This window comes from Flavobacterium granuli, assembly GCF_900129705.1.
Classification (GTDB): Bacteria; Bacteroidota; Bacteroidia; order Flavobacteriales; family Flavobacteriaceae; genus Flavobacterium; species Flavobacterium granuli.
On record NZ_FQWO01000006.1, the window covers coordinates 100848 to 120193 of the forward strand.

A 19346-nucleotide genomic window follows, 5' to 3' on the forward strand; every position below is an offset into this window, starting at 1 on the left:
AAATGAATACTACAAGTCCAACTTTAGAAGAAATTCAAAATTTTGAAGGTAAATATCCAAAACAATTGTGGTATTTGTTTTTTGTTGAAATGTGGGAGCGGTTTTGTTTCTATGGAATGCGTGGAGTTTTAACCATTTTCATGGCAGACCAAATTTTAGGATTGGCCTTGTCTGACAAGGAAGCAAATTTAAAATATGGAGCGATTCAGGCTTTTGTATATGCTTTTACTTTTATTGGAGGAATTTTTGCAGATAAAATTTTAGGGTTCAAAAAGTCACTTCTTTTTGGCGGAACAGTGATGATTCTTGGAAATTTAATAATTGCATTTTCTCCACAAGGATTTTTCTATTTAGGGATTACATTGTCCATAATTGGGACAGGTTTTTTTAAGCCAAATATTTCTTCAATGGTTGGCGAGCTTTATAAAGAAGGGGATAGCCGCAGAGATGCCGGTTTTGGATTGTTCTATTCCGGGATTAATATTGGAGCATTATTAGGAGGAGCCCTTTGTGTTTATTTAGGAACAAGTCCTGACTACGGCTGGAGTTACGCCTTTTTATCGGCTGCAATTGTAATGGTTATTGGTTTGATTACTTTTTTATTAACCAAGCATTCATTAGGTCCTATTGGTGATTCACCTTTGTTAGCTTTAGACTCTTCTAAAAGAACAACAAGGGAAATTGCGGTCTATGTAGGAGCTTTAATTAGTATTCCATTGATTTTTATAATGATTAAAAATACGGATTACACAGATTACTTTATGTATGCAATTGGGCCATTGGCCGTTTTGTATTTTCTATATGAAACGTTTAAAGAGAAAGATGCCGCATCGAAGAAAAAGTTAATAGCGGCATTTATTTTTATTCTTTTTTCTGTTGTTTTTTGGGCATTTTTTGAGCAAAGTGGTGGTTCATTAGCTCTTTTTGCAAAAGATAATTTACATCATAACTTGTTGTTTTTTGAAATTAATCCCAATATTGTAAACAACACATCCAATTCATTGTTTGTTATCATTTTTAGTCCAATAGTGGGATTGTTATGGCTTGCTATGGCAAAAAAGAAAATTGAACCTAATACTGTGATTAAGTTTGGAATTGGCTTTTTGTTTTTGGCAGCGGCTTTCTATGTTTTCTATTATACTCGGTTTTTTGCCGATGCGCAAGGGATGACTTCGTTAAATGTTTTTACTTCGGCTTATTTAGTAATCACATTTGCTGAACTGTGTTTATCTCCAATTGGATTGTCAATTATGACCAAATTATCTCCCAAAAGATTGTCAGGGATGATGATGGGGATGTGGTTTTTGGCAAGTGCCTATGGACAGTATGTTGCAGGTTTATTAGGAGCAGGGATGTCTTCTCCAGATGAAAGCGCATCTTTAATCACAAAATTAGAAGGCTATACAGAAGGCTATTATCAATTGGCAGTATACGCTTTAATTGCGGGGTTGCTGCTAATAATAGTTTCGCCACTGATCAAAAAATTAATGCAAGAAGTTAAATAAGAATACTAATCTAAAATTATATTATGTCAAAAACCAGTGTAGTGGATTATTCAAAATCGAATTTATTCGGTCATCCAACCGGATTATTTATATTATTTCTTACAGAAATGTGGGAGCGCTTCTCTTATTATGGAATGCGTGCATTATTGGTTTTGTATATGACAACTGAAACATTGGGGGATGTAAGAGGGCCAGGATTAGGCTGGACTAGTCAAGAAGCATTAGCTTTATACGGTTGGTATACAATGTTAGTATATGTAATGTCAATTCCAGGAGGTATGATTGCCGATAAGCTCGTTGGGCAAAAAAAGGCGGTTCTTTTGGGAGCAATTATTCTTTGTTTGGGACATGGTGTTTTGGTATTGACCGATACATGGGCATTTTATACCGGTTTAGGATTAGTAATATTGGGAGTGGGTTTATTGAAGCCAAACATTTCAACAATGGTGGGAGGTTTGTATCCTCAGGGAGATATTAGAAGAGATAAAGGGTTTAGTATTTTTTATATTGGTATAAATACGGGTTCCTTGCTGGCAACCATGGTTATTGGTTTTGTTGTGGCTCAATGGGGATGGCATGCAGGTTTTGGTTTAGCGGGTATTGCTATGGTTTTGGGACTTGTTGTTTATTTATGGGGACAAAAATACTTAACACATGTTGGGAATTTTGAAGTGAAGCAAGCTAATACGGTAGATGAAAGTTCGTACGGACATCTTTTTAAGAACCTCCTTAAATCCCAAAATCAATTGTTATTTACAGTTATTCTTTCGGGTTTATCAATCTACGGATGGTATACTTTAGGATGGGGTTTTGGTTTGCTGTTTTTCTTTCTGACAATAATTACGGCTTTGATGATGATGATTTATAAAGAACTGACTTCTCAACAAGATAAGGACCGTTTTATGGTTTTGCTGTTGTCCTTTATTATGGTCATTATATTTTGGGGCGCATTTGAGCAAGCAGGTGGTTTGATGAATTTGTATACCGATACTAAAACGGACAGAATGCTTCTAGGTTGGGAAGTGCCAACGGTGATGTTTCAAAGTTTGAACGCCGGTTTTATAATTCTTTTTGCAACAGTCGTTGCCGGATATTGGGCTAAGCGCAAGTTAAAAGGCAGTGAAGCTTCTTCATTGTTTAAAATGGCAACAGGTATAATCATTATGGGTTTTGGTTTCTTATTTATGGTTTTTGCTGCGATGGAGTTTGAAAAATCAGGAACATCAAGTATGATCTGGTTAGTATTAGCCTATTTGTTCCACACTATTGGAGAGCTGTGTCTGTCACCTGTGGCGTTGTCATTTATTACTAAATTATCTCCTGTGAAGTATGCTTCATTGATGATGGGGGTTTATTTTGCCGCAACGGGATTAGGGAACAAAGTAGCTGGGATAGTAGGAGAATCGGCTAGTAATTTGGGGGAATATTCAGTGTTTTTAGGAATATTGGTTTTCACAATAATTATCGGTTCTTTGTTTATCATGCTGTTGAAACCATTGAAACGCTTAACTCACGGAGCAGAAGATAACGAAAAATAATAGCTTTAAAATAAATATATAATTTAATAATATGAGTCAGAATACTACAGACCAGTTTTTTAATAATTCCGTTTTAGGACATCCAGCCGGATTATTCGTTTTGTTTTTCACTGAAATGTGGGAACGTTTCTCATTCTATGGAATGCGTTCTTTGTTAATTTTATTCTTAACCACTTCATTTGCCGATGGCGGTTGGGAATGGACTCGTGAAAATGCATCTGCTTTATTTGGTTCTTATGTAGGTTTAGTATACTTATCCACAATGATGGGGGGTTACTTTGCTGATAAGGTAATCGGTTTTAGATGGGCTGTTGTAGTTGGTGCTGTTTTAATGACCCTTGGACACGCTTCGATGGCTGTTGAGACGGAGTTTTCTATTTATTTGGGATTATTATTATTGGTTTTTGGAAATGGTTTTTTCAAGCCTAATATGACTTCTATAATTTCCGAAATGTACAAGGATCGTCCAGAGAAAAAAGACGGAGCTTATACCTTGTTTTACATGGGAGTTAATGCCGGTGCTTTCTTCGGGATCTTACTTTGCGGATATTTAGGAGAAAAAGTAGGATGGAGTTATGGTTTCGGACTAGCTGGAATTTTTATGTTCTTCGGAATGTTACAATTTTGGTTGTCACAAAATATATTTGGAGATATTGGTTTAAAACCAAACAAAGAAAGTGTAGCTAAGGCAGCTGCTTTGGATACGGATAAAAGAAATCCTTTTACTTCTTGGCAATTGGTTCTTATCGCCATATCTTCTATTTTAGGTTTGCTTTGGATTTTGAACGATCCTGCTTCTAAAATTTCAGGAGGTAAAGTGAATGTTTTTGGCTTCCTGGGTGAAAATGGAAATTCGATTGCTATTGTTTCTGCATTGGCTTTGTTCATCATTTTATTGGTTTACCGATTTACACAATATTCAAAAATTACAAGAGAAAAACTAATTGCGGTGACTTTCTTTGCGTTCTTGACGATTTTCTTTTGGGCCATATTCGAACAATCTCCAAACAGTTTGACCATTTTTGCAAATGATTATACGAACCGAATTTTGGAAGGAAACTGGAGCGTTGTTTTCTTGGTTATGAATTCCTTGATTACGATTTTACCATTAACGATCATTTCATATGTTTTGTATCTGATGTTTAAACGAACATTTAAAGATTATGCCTTGGCTAATATAATTTTAAGTGTGAGTTTTGTCATTATTTGGACTATTGCAATTTGGATGTTGGCCAAAGATTATTACACTGCCGGTTATTTAGATTTATCAGATGATACATTGGCATTATTAAAAATTGATAAAGTAACTACGGCTTTAACGGAAGTTCCAGCTACCTGGTTCTCTACGCTAAACTCTTTGTTTATTATTACTTTGGCGCCTTTATTCTCTAAATGGTGGGAAAGTAAATACAATCCTTCTGCTAACTTGAAATACGGTATCGGGATGGGATTATTAGCCTTAGGAATGGCTTGTATCGCTTTTGGAGCCAATGGAATTGAAGCGGGTGCAAAGACAGCTTCGGTAAGTATGATTTGGCTTATTTTAGTATACTTGTTCCATACTATGGCAGAATTATGTATTTCTCCGGTAGGCTTGTCTTATGTGAGTAAATTAGTTCCTGCAAGGATGATTGCTTTCATGTTTGGTGTTTGGTATCTTGCAGTGGCAATTGGAATGAAAGGTGCGGGTATGTTTGGTGAAAATATTGATAAAATTGCCGATGAACATGGATTGAGTTACTTCTTCTGGATGTTAACGATCATTTCATTAGTGGTTGCTTTATTTTCGATTGCAATGACTCCAGTGATTAAAAAATTAATGCATGGTGTTCGATAAACTTTGGTTTGGTTTTTGAGAAATACTTTTATAAAAATAGTAACAAATGAAGAAGATTTTTATCACATTATTGCTTTTGATAGGTTCTTTTGCAGTAGAAGCCCAAGAATTAGTTTGGCATACTGATGTCAATAAAGCAATTGAAATTTCAAAAAAAAGTAAAAAACCTTTGTTGTTGTTTTTTACAGGAAGCGATTGGTGCGGTTGGTGTATTCGATTGCAAAAAGAGGTTTTAAAAACCGCCGATTTTGAGAAATGGGCTAAAGAAAATGTGGTTTTGGTAGAATTAGATTATCCAAGAAGAACTCCGCAGACTCCAGAAATTAAGAAACAAAATGACGAATTACAGAAAGCTTTTGGTATTCAAGGCTATCCAACGATTCATTTTGCCAAGGTGACTAATAAAGCAGGAAAAGTCAATTTTGACGGATTAGGAAGTACAGGTTATGTTGCAGGTGGGCCAGTTGCTTGGCTTGAAGTAGCAAATGGTATTCTCAAAAAAAAATAACGTCAATTTAATATATAAAATCCCTTTTCGGCAGTTGCGTGAAAAGGGATTTTTTGTTTTTCACAACTTGCTTTCCAGTAGTTTTGAATCGTTTTTTGATTCGAGGCATCGGCAATAACTATTTTTGGCCTTAGAGTTTCTAACATTCGTTCCAGATTTATTTTTGGTGATTGAGTAAGCAGTAGGACGTCCGGATTCACGTTTTTTGGATAAACGGCAAAGCTGTCGATAACAAGAATTTTTGTTCCCTTGTAATACAATACATTTTTTAGTTTTTCTTTTACATTCACCGAAGAAAAGTTTGCCACTAAGTAAGATTGAAGAATATTAGTTTCACTAGAGTTTTTTAGGATGCTGTCATTAGCGTATACAATCACATTGTTGCCATGGCGTTCCGTAATTAATGTGTTCTTTTTTAAGTTAAAAACGAGCCATTCTTGTTGTTTTTTGATGTTCCATTGGGTTGTCATAAAGGCAAGTTGAATGCCTATGATGGCCATTAATGCTATTATAAGTTTTTTGAAATTAGGGTTTTTAAAGTAGATTATAATTGCAATAATCGCTAAATAGAAACTAATTAATAAGTAGATGTTTAACGGAATATCCTTGATTATGAACTGTTCGAATGAAGCAATGAAATTTACAATTTTATTTAAACAGTAAATACTGTATTCAAATGGCTTGGCAAATAGCAGAGGGACATAACCCAAAGAGGCCAAAATCATGACTACTATTCCTAAAATCATGATGAAGTTCAGCAAGGGAATAATGGCTAAATTAGTCACAAAGAATAAGCCCGGAAATTGATGAAAATAATAAATGCTTAGTGGTAAAGTGCCTAGTTGTGCCGCAAAAGAGACCGTTAGTATTTCCCAAAAGTAATTTAGTGCCTTAGGTTTTGGCTTCCAAATAGCGCTTAATAACGGTTGAAACCAAATAATGAAAAACAAGGCAATATAGCTTAGCTGAAATCCAACATCAAAAAGAAAAGAAGGCTGAAAAAGTAGAATAAGTAAAATCGAGACTAATAAAGTGTGATAGATATTGACAGTTCTTCGAAGAGAATAGCCAATTGCTACAAAGGAGAACATAGTTACTGATCGCACAACAGAGGGTGCTAAGCCCGCAATTATAGCAAATGACGACAAGGAAAGTAAGATGATTAATAATTTTAGGAATGCTCCTTTTTTGGTATTGGGAACGGGTTTCAGTAGAAAGCTGACAAAAAGAAATATAAATCCAATGTGAAGCCCTGAAACGGACAAGATGTGAATGGCGCCCGCATATTGATAATCTTGGTTGATTTCCGGAGAGATATCTTGCCTCTGCCCCATAATTAAGGCAATGGCAACACTCAATTCGGTTTTACTAAATCCGCTTTTCTCTAAATTATGAATAATGTTGGTTCTTAATTTTGAGGTGTAATACCAAATGTCTTTTATGGGTATAAGACCTATTTCTAGCTTTTCACGGTCAGAGTACAATTGGGCATAGATTTGCTTGTTTTCCAGATAAGCGCCGTAATCAAATTGGTTTGGATTGTTCGGAGATTTATTTTTATACAAGATTCCTTTAATGCGTAATGTTGTCCCCACTTCCAATGGGAGATTTAGACTGTCTTTCGGGATATTCAGGATAATTCTACCTGTATATTTTTCATCGTTGATTTGATTGATAAGAGCGATGTATCGGTCGTTAAAGTTTGAATTTTTTAATTTTTCTCTAATGGTGATTGATACGGTTTGTGGTTTATGAAACGCAACATTGTTATGCGTGTAATGGTTTTTTTGGTAAGCATCGGTTTGCGTAATTTGAGTTGCGGCTCCAATAAAAAACGATACAAAATAGGTCGCTATTCCGAAATAAATGGTTTTGTCGAAGGTCTTTTTTTGTAAAAAGTAGCTGATTATAAAAAATAAAAAAGCAATAAAGAGCAAACCAAATACAAATATTGGATTTGGTTTTAGATAAAAGACGGCTAGTATTCCTAAAATAAAGCCCACTGTAATTCTCGCCAAAGGGAATTGAAGTACTTTCATAGTTCTAAAGTACAGCTTTTTAGCGAAAAAGATATAGTTTGTTTTTGAAAGATTTTATTGAATAATACGATTCAATTGAACAAAAGCCTTTTGGTAATAAGGTTCTTTTGTAGAGGATACGATAACTCCTTTTGAGGTAGAAGAATGTACAAAAAGGATTTCATCATTGGCTACTTCGACAACAATTCCTACATGATTGATTTTGGATCGGTTATTTGTTTTAAAAAATATCAAATCTCCTTTTTTAGCTTTTTCGATATTCTTTCCTAGTTCAGTTCCAATTTTTGACTGTTCAAAAGAGGTTCTTGGAAGTTGGATGTCGTACATATTAAAAGTGGAATATACTAGTCCGGAGCAATCGTAACCTGATCTTGTGGTGCCAGCCATTTTGTAACGTACGCCAATATTTTCTGAAGCAGAATTGATTATTTGCTCTACTAAAAGACTTGATTTATCCCTGTTTTTATTAGAAGTCGAATTAGAAACGGCTTTAGAAGAATTACAGGAAGTAAAAATAACGACTAGCAATAACAGATAAAATAGTTGTTTCAAAAGAGGTGTTTTTTTCGAATTAATATTATTTAAGATCGGCAACAATTAATTGGGCCGTTTTTTCACTAGCGCCTATTCCGCCTAGTTTTTTCTCTAGCAAATCATACTTTTCCAAAAGCTGTTTGCGGTATTCGGGTTGCAGTATTTTTTCTAATTCCTTTTTGATGTTTTTCGTATCAAATTGGTCCTGAATTAACTCAGTTACCACTTCTTCATCCATAATAAGATTAACAAGCGAAATGTATTTTAAGGTAATAATGCGTTTGGCGATTTGATACGAAGCCCAACTGCCTTTATAGCAAACGACTTCTGGTACTTTGAAAAGTGCCGTTTCAAGTGTAGCTGTTCCAGATGTTACCAGAGCTGCTGTCGCATTTTTCAACAAATCATAGGTTTTATTGGAAATGAACTTAATGTTTTCGTTAGAAATAAAGGACTTATAAAAATCATATTCCTGACTTGGAGCACCGGCAATCACAAACTGGTATTCCGGAAAATCATTGACAACACTCAGCATTACCGAAAGCATTTTAGTGATTTCTTGTTTTCTGCTTCCAGGAAGTAAGGCAATAATAGGTTTGTCGCTCAGTTGGTTTTCCGCCCTAAAAGTCGTTGGATCAATGCTTGCTTGGTTTTGAATGGCATCAATTAATGGATGTCCTACGAACTCTACTGGAAAATGGTGTTTGTCTTCGTAAAAGTTTTTTTCGAAAGGCAAAATAACATACATTTTGTCTACATCGCGTTTAATAGCTGTAATTCTGTTTTCCTTCCAAGCCCAAATTTGAGGAGAAATATAATAATGTGTTTTGATTCCTAATTCTTTGGCCCATTTTGCGATACGCATATTAAATCCCGGATAATCAATGAAGATGATCACATCAGGCTGGAATTCAAGAATGTCTTTTTTGCATATTTTAATATTGCCAAGAATCGTTTTCAGATTGAATAGCACTTCAACAAATCCCATAAAAGCCAATTCCCGATAATGTTTTACCAAGGTACCGCCCACTTTTTGCATTAGGTCACCACCCCAAAATCGAATGTCGGCATTTACATCCTCCTTGTATAAGGCTTTCATTAAATTAGAACCATGTAAATCGCCTGAGGCTTCACCAGCTATAATGTAGTATTTCATTTTTGAGATAGTCAATGGGTTAAAAAATTTTCGATACCAAAAATAGGTATTGATAGTGCATCAATCAAGCGAATTGAATGTTATTTTTATACAAACAAAGTAAGAATCGTCATTATAATAACGGCCAATATAACGCCACGAGCCATCAGTTCTTGGTTTAATTTCAGTAAAACTGCAAATGCAACTAAGTCTAGAATGGATCCGAGGGTGATTAATTTTCCTAGTGAACCTTGTGATTTCAGGATGTAAAATCCGTTTACAAAATCATAAGGGGTGAAAAAAGTTATAAAAATAAAACAGCCGGCAATTGCTGCCATAAAGCCAATTAGTAGTCCGATTAATAAATCAATTTTATTCATTCCAGTTCCAGCAGTTAAGTTGTTGCGTGGCGTGATGCGCCGTCAAATCAAATTGAACGGGAACCACAGAAATATAACCGTTTGCCAAAGCCCATTCATCAGTATCTTCTCCTTTGTCTTGGTTCACAAATTCGCCTGCCAACCAGTAATAATCTCTTCCTTGGGGCGTTTGGCGTTTGTAGAATTTTTCAACCCAAAGCGCTTTGGCCTGACGACAAATTTTTATTCCTTTGATATCGTCTTTTTTTAACTTGGGGAAATTTACATTTAAAACGATGTCTTTTGGCAGACTATTTTTAAGAACTTCCAAAGTTATTTTTCGAATAAATGGCTTCATGGTTTCAAAATCAGCATTCCAGTCGTAATCCAAAAGTGAAAAACCAATAGCAGGGATTCCTTCGATACCCGCTTCTACGGCAGCACTCATTGTTCCGGAATAAATTACATTGATCGAGGAGTTCGAGCCATGATTCACTCCTGATACGCAAAGATCCGGTTTCTTTTTTAAGATTTCATTTACTGCCAATTTTACACAATCCACCGGCGTACCTGAACAGCTGTATTCTAAAATGGAGTCATTTTCTTTTGAAATTTTATTCAAATATAAAGTGTTATTAGTGGTTATGGCGTGCCCCATGCCGCTTTGTGGTTGATCAGGAGCCACGACTACCACTTCTCCGATTTCGGCCATAACGGAAATTAAGGCTCTAAGTCCGGGAGCCGAAACCCCATCGTCATTTGTGATTAAAATTAAAGGTTTGACTTTATTCATTCTATTTTGAGTTTTATGATTTGGAAAATTAAATCAAATTGTACAGATTTGTATCTTTCAAGCAAAGGAAACAAAATTTATTAACTTGTGGATTAATGCCAAAACAAAAAGAACTATTTTATATCTTTAACAAAAATTTATGTGGATAGCATAAGGCTTGGCATGTTTTTTACTGTAAATTAGTTTAAAAATTTGGATGAATACTATTATTAACTTTATGAAGAGAAATTATAAAATACTTCTTGCAATTGTTGTTGTTTCGGTAACACTATTTGCTTTCGAAATCAAATCAGGAACTGAGGCTGATCCAGGAAAAGACAAGTTGCTTTTGGAATTATTGACTTTCGTCATCGAAAAAGGACATTATAGTCCTGCCGCGATTGATGATAACTTCTCAAAAGGGGTGTATAAGGATTATATACAAGCTTTAGATCCGTCTAAACGTTTTTTCTTGCAATCTGATATAGATGAGTTTTCCAAATTTGAAACAGAATTAGATGATGCTTTAATCAATAAGGATTTGACCTTTTTTAGTTTGACTTATGATCGTCTGATGAAAAGGATGGATGAAAGCAAGAAAATTTATAAAGAAGTATTGAATGTTCCGTTTAATTACTCTATTGATGAGAGTTTTAATACGGATTATGATAAGGCGCCTTATGCTAAAAATGAAAAGGAGCTTAAAGATCGTTGGAGAAAACAAATTAAATTGTCTACTCTTTCGTCTTTGACTGACCGTTTGAAGATGCAAGAAGACAGGCTAAAAGGAGTTGAAAGTAAGTCTACTGACGATGATGAAGCATTGGTAAAAAGCGGAGATAAAATTGAAAATGATTTAATAAAAACTAAAAACAAAGTATCTGGAGATACAGATAAGATTAAAACTTTTGCAGAGCTCGAGAAAGAAACCAGAGATAATGCCTTGAAAGCACTGGATGAGTATTTCGGTTTTATGAAAGATTTAGATCGTGACGATTGGTTTTCAGTTTATATTAATTCGATTACAGCCCGTTTTGATCCTCATACGAATTATTTTGCAGCTGAGGAAAAAGAGCGTTTTGATGTAGATATCAGCGGAAAGTTAGAAGGGATTGGAGCACGTCTTCAAAAGAAGAATGACTATACCGAAATTTCAGAATTGATATCCGGTGGTCCGGCTTGGAGAGGGAAAGAGCTTGAAGCAGGTGATTTAGTTACTAAAGTGGCTCAAGGAAACGCAGACCCGGTAGATGTTGTAGGAATGCGTCTTGAAGATGTGGTAAAAAAGATTAAAGGCCCTAAGGGTTCTGAAGTCCGTCTTACCGTAAAAAAAGTAGATGGAACCATTAAAGTAATATCGATAATAAGAGATATTGTCGAAATTGAAGAGACCTATGTTAAGTCCAGTGTGGTAGTTAAAGACGGATTGAAATATGGCGTGATTTATTTGCCTAAATTCTATATTGATTTTGCAGATCGAGGCGGCAGAGATGCCGGAAAAGACATCGCCCTTGAAGTAGAACGATTGAAAAAAGAAAAAATAAGCGGAATTGTTCTTGATGTACGTGATGATGGCGGTGGATCTTTATCGACAGTTGTTGATATAGCCGGATTGTTTATAGAGCAAGGGCCAATTGTTCAAATTAAATCTGCTGGATTAAAAAAAGAAGTCTTATACGATAGAGATAAAAAAATTGAATGGGATGGACCATTGGTAATTATGGTCAATAGTTTCTCTGCATCGGCTTCAGAAATTTTAGCAGCTGCAATTCAAGATTATAAAAGAGGAATTATAGTGGGTAGTAAACAGACCTACGGTAAAGGAACGGTGCAAAATGTGATTGATTTTAATCAATTTGTACGCAATAGTTCTGTAGGTGATTTGGGTGCATTGAAAACGACTACCCAAAAGTTTTATAGAATAAACGGTGGTTCAACTCAGCTAGAAGGTGTGAGCAGTGATATTGTTATGCCGGATAGATTTGCTTATTTAAAAATGGGCGAACGTGACGTAGAAAACGCGATGCCTTGGGATAAAATTGATGCTGCTGACTATACGGTTTGGAATAAAAACGAAAATTTTAATAAGGCTATTTTGAATAGTAAAAATAGAATTGCTAGTAACCCACAATTTCAGTTGATTGAGGATAATGCAAAATGGATAGACAGTAGAAAAGATGACAATACTTATAGTTTAAATATTGATAAATTTAGAATGGCTCAAAATGAAATAGAGCAAAAAGCTAAAAAATACAAACCTATCTCTCAATATAAAAATAATTTGAAATTTAATTCTTTGCCTTATGAGATTGAAGAATTTGCAAAAGACAGTGTTTTAAAAGAAAAAAGAGAAAGATGGCATCAAGGTTTGTCTAAAGATGTATATATCGAGGAAGCATTGAATGTTTTGGATGATTTACAGCCTAAGACTGATTTGAAGAAAAGTATTCCTTCTAAACTAAAAAAAGAGAAGCTTGTTAAGTCATAAATCAGATTTGTAATAAACAACATAGCACAAAAAGCTCCAGAAATTTAAGTAATTTTGGAGCTTTTTTTATTGGCCTATACTTTCAATTAATTTTGAGCCAAAATATAAATTCATAGATGAAATATATTAAATTTTTTTTGATCATTGTCGTTGGGGTTAGTTCTATGATTCTTTATTCTTCTCAAGAGATTCAAGAAGATGTAGTGCTGTCTTATGAGGAAGCCAAAGAATTGGATACAAAAGACCGTTCAGAAGTTAATAGTTCTGGCTCGTTTAATTTTCTGCCTACTTCCACATCGGGGCAAATAGTGATTCATAATTATTATACTTTGTCCTATAATGAAAAATGGGAGCAAGCAGAGTGGGTAGCTTACGAATTGAAAAAGGGATATATTAAAAAAAATAGGTTCAAAAGACCTTTTTTTATTGAAGATCCTAAAGTTAAAACTGTTTCAGCAGATTGGCGTAATTTTAAAAATTCGGGATTTGATAAAGGCCATCTTTGTCCAGCGGCTGATATGCAATTTGATAGTGAGGCTTATAATGATACGTTTTATACGTCAAATATCTCACCGCAAGATCGCGCTTTCAATGGTGGTATTTGGAACAGACTAGAAGAGAAAGTACGTTATTGGGCAGAGCAATATGATGACGTTTTTGTAGTTACTGGGGGTGTTTTAAGTCCCTCTTTGAAGACTATTGGTAGAGAGAAGGTTGCAGTGCCAGAGTTTTTTTATAAAATTATATTAGATGATTCTAAAGGAAATTTTAAAATGATTGCTTTTTTGATGCCCAACAAGAAAAGTGATAAGCCTTTGTACGACTTTGTCGTTTCTATGGATAGTATTGAGAAAATGACAGGGATAGATTTCTTCCCTGCATTAGATGATAAGATCGAAAAGGAATTAGAAAAAAGCACCAGTTATAAGTCTTGGCTTTCTAAATAGTCATAAAAATAGTCTTGAAATTACCATTCATTTACCTTGTTGGCATCCATTTTCAGGAAAATAAACAATAAGATGGTGAATCCCCAAAGACCGGATCCTCCATAAGAAAAGAACGGTAATGGAACTCCAATAGTAGGAAATATACCTACAACCATTGCGATATTTACGAAGAAATGGGTAAATAAGATACCGGCAACACAATAGCCATAAACTCTGCTGAATTTTGTTTTTTGTCTTTCGGCCAAATAAATAACACGTAGAAATAAAGTTACAAATAAACCGATAACCACTAGTGAGCCTGCAAAGCCCCATTCTTCTCCAACGGTGGTAAAAATATAATCAGTATGTTGTTCCGGTACAAATCCACCTTTGGTTTGTGTTCCCTCAAGGAAGCCTTTTCCAATCCAACCACCTGAACCAATTGCTATTTCAGATTGGTTTGTATTGTATCCAATGCCTTTTAAATCGACGGCTTTACCAAGCAAGATATTAAAACGATCACGGTGATGTTGTTTGAAAACATTATCAAAAACATAATCTACAGAGAGAACAAAACCCGAAATTAGAACAAAAAGTAGGCTGCTTGCTATAATATTTCTGTCAGCTAATCTGGACTTAAAATGGATAAGAATTATCACTAATAAGGCGATTAAAATGACGTATTGAGGCTCTATTACCAGGGTTAGCATAAATAATAATATTGCAGTAAATCCAGTCCAAACATACCAAGCAGGAAGTCCTTCGCGATACAATATAATTATGAAAATACTATAAATAAGCGCGCTTCCCGGATCGGGTTGCGGTAGAATAAGTAGTACGGGTAAAAATACAATTGCAAGAGCCTGTATTTGTCGGTTGATGTCTTTTAAGTTTATTTGAGAATCACTCAAATATTTGGCTAAAGCTAATGAAGTTGCTGCTTTTGCAAATTCAGATGGTTGAAGAGTAAAGCTGCCAATAGCGTACCAGCATCTTTGACCAGCGATAGTTTTTCCAAATAGAAATAAGCCGACCAAAGACAATAAGGAAATGCCAAAAATGATACTCGCATATTTTTCATAAAATTTTCCATCTATAGCAAGTACAATGAAAATTAATGGAATTGTCAGTAGGATAAAGATAAGCTGTTTTTGATAAGTGTCCTCTATAGAAGACAATGATGAAGAATATATATTCAACCAGCCCATAATCACTAATAAGCAATAGATAATGACACAGGTCCAGTCCAGATTTTTCTTTATACTTTGGTTTTTCATTTGAAATGAACTCTTATTAATTTTGTTTAGTAGTATCTTTTTTTATTGCTGGGGCTATTTTTTTACTTTTTAAAATTGAATCTTGTTTTTTCAATTGCAATTTCACCACATCCGAAAGTCCGCCTAGCTTTGCATAACGATCTTGAAGACTTCGTTCTAGAATTCTTTTTTCTAAATCGGTTCTTGTGATGGTTTTTCGAAGATATTTTTCAATCATTAAACTGGCTATTGGTCCTGCTATTGTGGCTCCAAATCCACCGTTTTCTACTAAAACAGCAATGGCAATCTTAGGGTTGTCTTTTGGTGCAAAAGCAACGAAAATGGAATGATCTTCCAGTTGTACTCTTTTGCCTCCAATTTTAGCAAAATTTTCAGCGGTTCCTGTTTTACCACAGATGTCAATCCCTTCCACCCTTAAACTTCTGGCTGTTCCTTGATTGTATACATCAAACAAACCACTTATCATGGGTTTGAAATATTTTTTATCTATCGTAGTTTCGTGTTTTACCTTGAATTTAGGGTCGATATTCTCTCCTTTTATTTTTTTGATAATATGAGGAGTAAAGTAATGACCTTCATTGGCCACTGTAGCCATCATGTTTGCCAGTTGGATAGGGGTCATTAAAACCTCACCTTGACCTATAGAATTAGAAACGATAGTAGTACTTCTCCATCCGCCGTTTGGATAGATTCTCTTATAGGTTTTAGATGTTGGCACATTTCCTCTTTTCCCAGTAGGTAAGTCATAGCCCATAAATTGTCCAAGACCAAAGCTTTTTACATGATCGCTCCATACGTCAACTGCATAGGCTGGTTTTTTGTATTTGTTAATGGTTCGCATGTAAACTTGTGCAAAATAAGTGTTGCAAGAGTGGTATATTCCATTGTGCAATTGATGCGGTCCTGAATCATGACACTTCATAAATCGTCCTCGTGCGTAACTAAAACCATGATTACACATAAACGAAGTTTGTTCATCTACGACGCCTTCTTGCAAACCAATAAGACCTGTTAGTATTTTAAATGGTGAGCCAGGAGGATACTCAGCCAAAAGGCCTCTGTCGTATAGTGGTTTTGCAATGGAATCATGATAAAGCATCGTGTAATTTTTCGATCTTTGTCTACCTACCAAGATGCCAGGATCATAAGATGGGGCAGTAACCAAGGCTAAAATCTCCCCGGTTTTTGGTTCAATAGCAACGATTCCTCCTCTTTTATTAATCATTAATTGCTCTCCATATTTTTGAAGTTCTGCGTCAAGAGTAAGATTGATGTCTTCTCCCTGTACGGCAATAGTATCGTATTTTCCATTTTTATAGGACCCAATTTCTCGATTGTATTTGTCTTTCTGGAAATATTTTACCCCTTTTATACCACGCAAAATTTCTTCATAGTATTGTTCAACACCTTGTTGTCCTATCAAGTCGCCACTTTTGTAATAGGGGTTTTTTGCGATCAATTGTTCGTTGACTTGGGTGATGAATCCAAAGATATTGGCTCCAAAATCGACTTCATAATCACGTAAGGAACGTTTTTGAAAATAAAAGCCTTCAAATTTTCTGATTTTTTCTTGGAAAGCGGCAAATTCGCTCTTGTTTAATTGAGGTAAAAAAACGGAAGGTAAGCGTGGGCTATAAATTTTAGCCTTGGCAATTTTTTTAATGAAATCTTCTTTTGTGATATTCAGTAATTGGCAGAATTCCAGCGTGTCTATGTTTTTTAATTCTCTAGGAATTACCATGATGTCATAGGATGCCTGATTAGCCACTAATAATTTCCCATTTCTATCGTAGATATAACCTCTTTCGGGATAATCATACTTGATTTTAATGGCATTATTTTCTGATTTTAGTTTGAAAGTGTCGTTGATCACTTGCAAATAAAATATTCGGATTACTAGCAATGATGCTGCAACAATGATTAAAGAAGGCAGCAGAAGTTTTCTCATTTTTTGTTGGGCTTAATAAGGTATATTATGATAATACAACTAATAATGGTGAATACGGCACTTAAAAGGGTTCTTATTAATAAGTCTAAAAAGAAGCTTATTTGAAAGGCTTCTAATAGGAATAGTGTAAAATGATGAATAAGTACCGCTAACGAAATAAAAGAAAATCGTTCCGGGGTTAAAACATCGTTTAGTTTTATGGTTTGATATTCGTAACTCACTCCAAATGCAAATTTAAAAAGAGAGGGGCGTAAATAAGCTAAAGTTAAACAAGCAGTAGCATGAATCCCTCCTGAGTTTGAAAACACATCCATAATTATGCCAAGTAGAAAACTGGCAACCAGCAATCCTGATTTATTGCCGTTTACTGGAAATAAGATAATGAACAAAAGATAAGGCAATGGGATGATAAATCCCAAAAAAGTCATGTTATTGAATATAAGAATTTGGACGGCCAACAACAAAACGAACCTCAAAATATTGGTTAATAAAGTGCTATTCATCTTTGGTTCTTTTTTCTAAGTTATTAAGCTCTTCTCGATCTTCACTTTTTATGATGTAAACATGACCTAGATTAGTCATGTCATTAAAGAGTTTTATGTCTAATGTATAATAGTTGGTTTTATTATCAATATATACTTTATGGATTGTTCCTATATTAATATTCTCAGGAAAAATAACAGATTGACCGCCAGTTACTATGGTGTCTCCTTTTCTAACCGAAGCTAATCTAGGTACGTCTACTAATTGAACAAAACCGGTGCTTTTTCCATTCCAAATCAAAGAACCAAAATGATTTGATTTCTTAATTTTGGCATTTATTTGGGATTTTACATTCAAGATACTTACAACGGTTGAATATTTTGGAGAAGTTTTGTCAACAATTCCAATGATTCCAAGACTATTAATTACTCCCATGTCAGGTTTTATACCTTGTAAAGAGCCAGAGTTTAAGGTAATGAAATTTTCATGAACGTTGTATGAGTTATGAATGACTTTAGATACAACAATGTCTTTTGGGTCAACACCTTTGATTTTTTCGAATTTTTGTAAGGCGAGTGTATCTTTAGTATTGAATACAATACTTTTTAGCCTTGCGTTTTCAAGGGCTAATGCTTCGTTCTCGGTTTTTAAATTCAGATACTCGCTTATATTGTTTATTCTCTCATAGACACCGCCACTTAAAAAATTGGCGGAGCTTATGATCCTGCTTTTGTGAAAGGAATGAGATTGTATGGTAAGCAAAAGCGAAACGCATAATAACAGCAAAAACAGTAGTCTGTTACTGTTTTTGAATATAAAATTAAATATTTGCTGCATTCTCTTATTTGATTATTTTGTTTCAGTATGAGCTTAAGTGTCTGATTACTTTGAACTTTTAAGTTTGTATTATGAATTGATACTCAGGTATCAATTTATAAACATCTTATTTTATTAAGATGCTTTTGAATTTCGAAATATTTTTAAGAGCCATTCCTGTTCCTCTAACTACAGCTCTCAATGGGTCTTCGGCTATGTAAACAGGTAAATCTGTTTTTTGAGAAATTCTTTTGTCTAATCCTCTTAACATGGATCCTCCACCTGCAAGATAGATACCGGTGTTGTAGATATCAGCTGCTAATTCAGGAGGTGTTTGAGATAAAGTTTCCATAACTGCATCTTCAATTCTTTGGATGGATTTGTCTAAAGCCTTAGCAATCTCTCTATAAGAAACGTCTACTTGTTTTGGTTTACCGGTAAGTAAATCTCTTCCTTGTACTGACATGTCTTCTGGAGGAGTTTCTAAGTCTTCAATTGCTGCTCCAATTTGTATTTTTATTTTTTCAGCAGTACTTTCTCCAACAAAAAGATTATGTTGAGTACGCATATAATACACGATGTCATTTGTAAATACATCTCCAGCAATTTTTACTGATTTGTCGCATACAATTCCGCCTAATGCTATAACAGCAATTTCGGTTGTACCACCACCTATGTCTACAATCATGTTTCCTTTTGGTTGCATAATATCGATGCCGATACCTATGGCCGCAGCCATAGGTTCGTGTATTAGATATACTTCTTTACCATTTACTCTTTCACAAGATTCCTTAACGGCTCTCATCTCAACTTCAGTAATTCCAGAAGGGATACAAACCACCATTCTTAAGGCCGGAGTGAACATTTTCTTTTTTAATGCCGGTATGCTTTTTATAAACATACTGATCATTTTTTCTGAAGCATCAAAATCAGCAATTACACCATCTTTCAAAGGTCTTATTGTCTTAATGTTTTCATGTGTTTTACCTTGCATCAGGTTGGCTTCTTTACCAACAGCGATGATTTTACCAGAGATCCTGTCACGGGCAACAATCGATGGACTGTCAATAACTACTTTGTCATTATGTATGATTAAAGTATTAGCGGTACCAAGGTCTATCGCAATATCCTCGGTCATGAAATCAAAAAATCCCATAAATTATTTAGGGTTAAAAGTTATA

At 34.8% G+C, this 19346-nt stretch carries 16 protein-coding genes; 6 read left to right on the forward strand and 10 right to left on the reverse strand.

Translation table 11 applies throughout. From position 1 onward, the window contains the following. Positions 1–2: 2 nt before the first annotated feature. Genes BUB25_RS09710 through BUB25_RS09725 form a run of 4 tightly spaced genes read left to right on the forward strand, consistent with a single transcriptional unit; the run spans position 3 to position 5388 of the window. The gene (locus tag BUB25_RS09710; protein WP_072943579.1) at positions 3–1505 is read left to right on the forward strand and encodes a peptide MFS transporter; all 1503 of its coding nucleotides are present in this window, start codon (positions 3–5) and stop codon (positions 1503–1505) included. A gap of 23 nt (positions 1506–1528) precedes the next feature. Beyond that, positions 1529–3043 carry a peptide MFS transporter gene (locus BUB25_RS09715; protein WP_072943582.1) on the forward strand — a complete coding sequence of 505 codons (1515 nt, stop codon included), beginning with the start codon at positions 1529–1531 and terminating at the stop codon, positions 3041–3043. Between the two features lie 31 nt (positions 3044–3074). Then, positions 3075–4880 carry a peptide MFS transporter gene (locus BUB25_RS09720; protein ID WP_072943585.1) on the forward strand — a complete coding sequence of 602 codons (1806 nt, stop codon included), beginning with the start codon at positions 3075–3077 and terminating at the stop codon, positions 4878–4880. A gap of 46 nt (positions 4881–4926) precedes the next feature. Further along, on the forward strand, positions 4927–5388 hold the full coding sequence (locus tag BUB25_RS09725; RefSeq protein WP_072943587.1) for a thioredoxin family protein: 462 nt from the start codon (positions 4927–4929) through the stop codon (positions 5386–5388). Between the two features lie 2 nt (positions 5389–5390). Here BUB25_RS09725 and BUB25_RS09730 read toward each other — a convergent pair whose 3' ends face one another. The 5 genes from BUB25_RS09730 to surE form a co-directional block, all read right to left on the reverse strand. Continuing rightward, entirely contained in the window at positions 5391–7427 is a 2037-nt protein-coding gene (locus tag BUB25_RS09730) for a ComEC/Rec2 family competence protein (protein WP_072943590.1), read from the reverse strand. 54 nt (positions 7428–7481) lie between these two features. Beyond that, a complete protein-coding gene (locus BUB25_RS09735; protein ID WP_072943837.1) occupies positions 7482–7979 on the reverse strand; it encodes a C40 family peptidase in 498 nt (165 codons plus the stop codon). Positions 7980–8004: 25 nt separating this feature from the next. After that, complete coding sequence (gene lpxB, locus BUB25_RS09740) at positions 8005–9117, reverse strand: lipid-A-disaccharide synthase (RefSeq protein WP_072943592.1); 1113 nt, start codon at positions 9115–9117, stop codon at positions 8005–8007. A gap of 86 nt (positions 9118–9203) precedes the next feature. Beyond that, the gene (locus BUB25_RS09745) at positions 9204–9476 is read right to left on the reverse strand and encodes a hypothetical protein (RefSeq protein WP_072943594.1); all 273 of its coding nucleotides are present in this window, start codon (positions 9474–9476) and stop codon (positions 9204–9206) included. After that, on the reverse strand, positions 9469–10248 hold the full coding sequence (gene surE / locus BUB25_RS09750; protein WP_072943596.1) for a 5'/3'-nucleotidase SurE: 780 nt from the start codon (positions 10246–10248) through the stop codon (positions 9469–9471). The genes BUB25_RS09745 and surE overlap by 8 nt, the downstream gene beginning before the upstream one ends. Before the next feature lie 196 nt (positions 10249–10444). Here surE and BUB25_RS09755 point away from each other — a divergent pair, with 196 nt between their 5' ends. Together BUB25_RS09755 and BUB25_RS09760 are read left to right on the forward strand one after the other, a co-directional pair. Next, positions 10445–12715 (forward strand): carboxy terminal-processing peptidase, encoded by a 2271-nt coding sequence (locus BUB25_RS09755; protein WP_072943598.1) that lies wholly within the window; start codon positions 10445–10447, stop codon positions 12713–12715. Between the two features lie 116 nt (positions 12716–12831). Next, entirely contained in the window at positions 12832–13662 is an 831-nt protein-coding gene (locus tag BUB25_RS09760) for a DNA/RNA non-specific endonuclease (protein ID WP_072943600.1), read from the forward strand. Between the two features lie 20 nt (positions 13663–13682). Here BUB25_RS09760 and rodA read toward each other — a convergent pair whose 3' ends face one another. From rodA to BUB25_RS09785, 5 genes are all read right to left on the reverse strand, one after another. Further along, positions 13683–14918 (reverse strand): rod shape-determining protein RodA, encoded by a 1236-nt coding sequence (rodA, locus tag BUB25_RS09765; RefSeq protein WP_072943603.1) that lies wholly within the window; start codon positions 14916–14918, stop codon positions 13683–13685. 16 nt (positions 14919–14934) lie between these two features. Beyond that, a complete protein-coding gene (mrdA, locus tag BUB25_RS09770) occupies positions 14935–16866 on the reverse strand; it encodes a penicillin-binding protein 2 (RefSeq protein WP_072943605.1) in 1932 nt (643 codons plus the stop codon). After that, positions 16863–17369: a rod shape-determining protein MreD gene (locus BUB25_RS09775; protein ID WP_072943607.1), complete on the reverse strand. Its 507-nt coding sequence runs from the start codon at positions 17367–17369 to the stop codon at positions 16863–16865. Before BUB25_RS09775 ends, mrdA begins: the two co-directional genes overlap by 4 nt. Beyond that, the gene (gene mreC / locus BUB25_RS09780) at positions 17362–18186 is read right to left on the reverse strand and encodes a rod shape-determining protein MreC (protein WP_072943610.1); all 825 of its coding nucleotides are present in this window, start codon (positions 18184–18186) and stop codon (positions 17362–17364) included. Before mreC ends, BUB25_RS09775 begins: the two co-directional genes overlap by 8 nt. 106 nt (positions 18187–18292) lie before the next feature. Then, complete coding sequence (locus BUB25_RS09785; protein WP_072943612.1) at positions 18293–19321, reverse strand: rod shape-determining protein; 1029 nt, start codon at positions 19319–19321, stop codon at positions 18293–18295. Between the last annotated feature and the right edge of the window lie 25 nt (positions 19322–19346).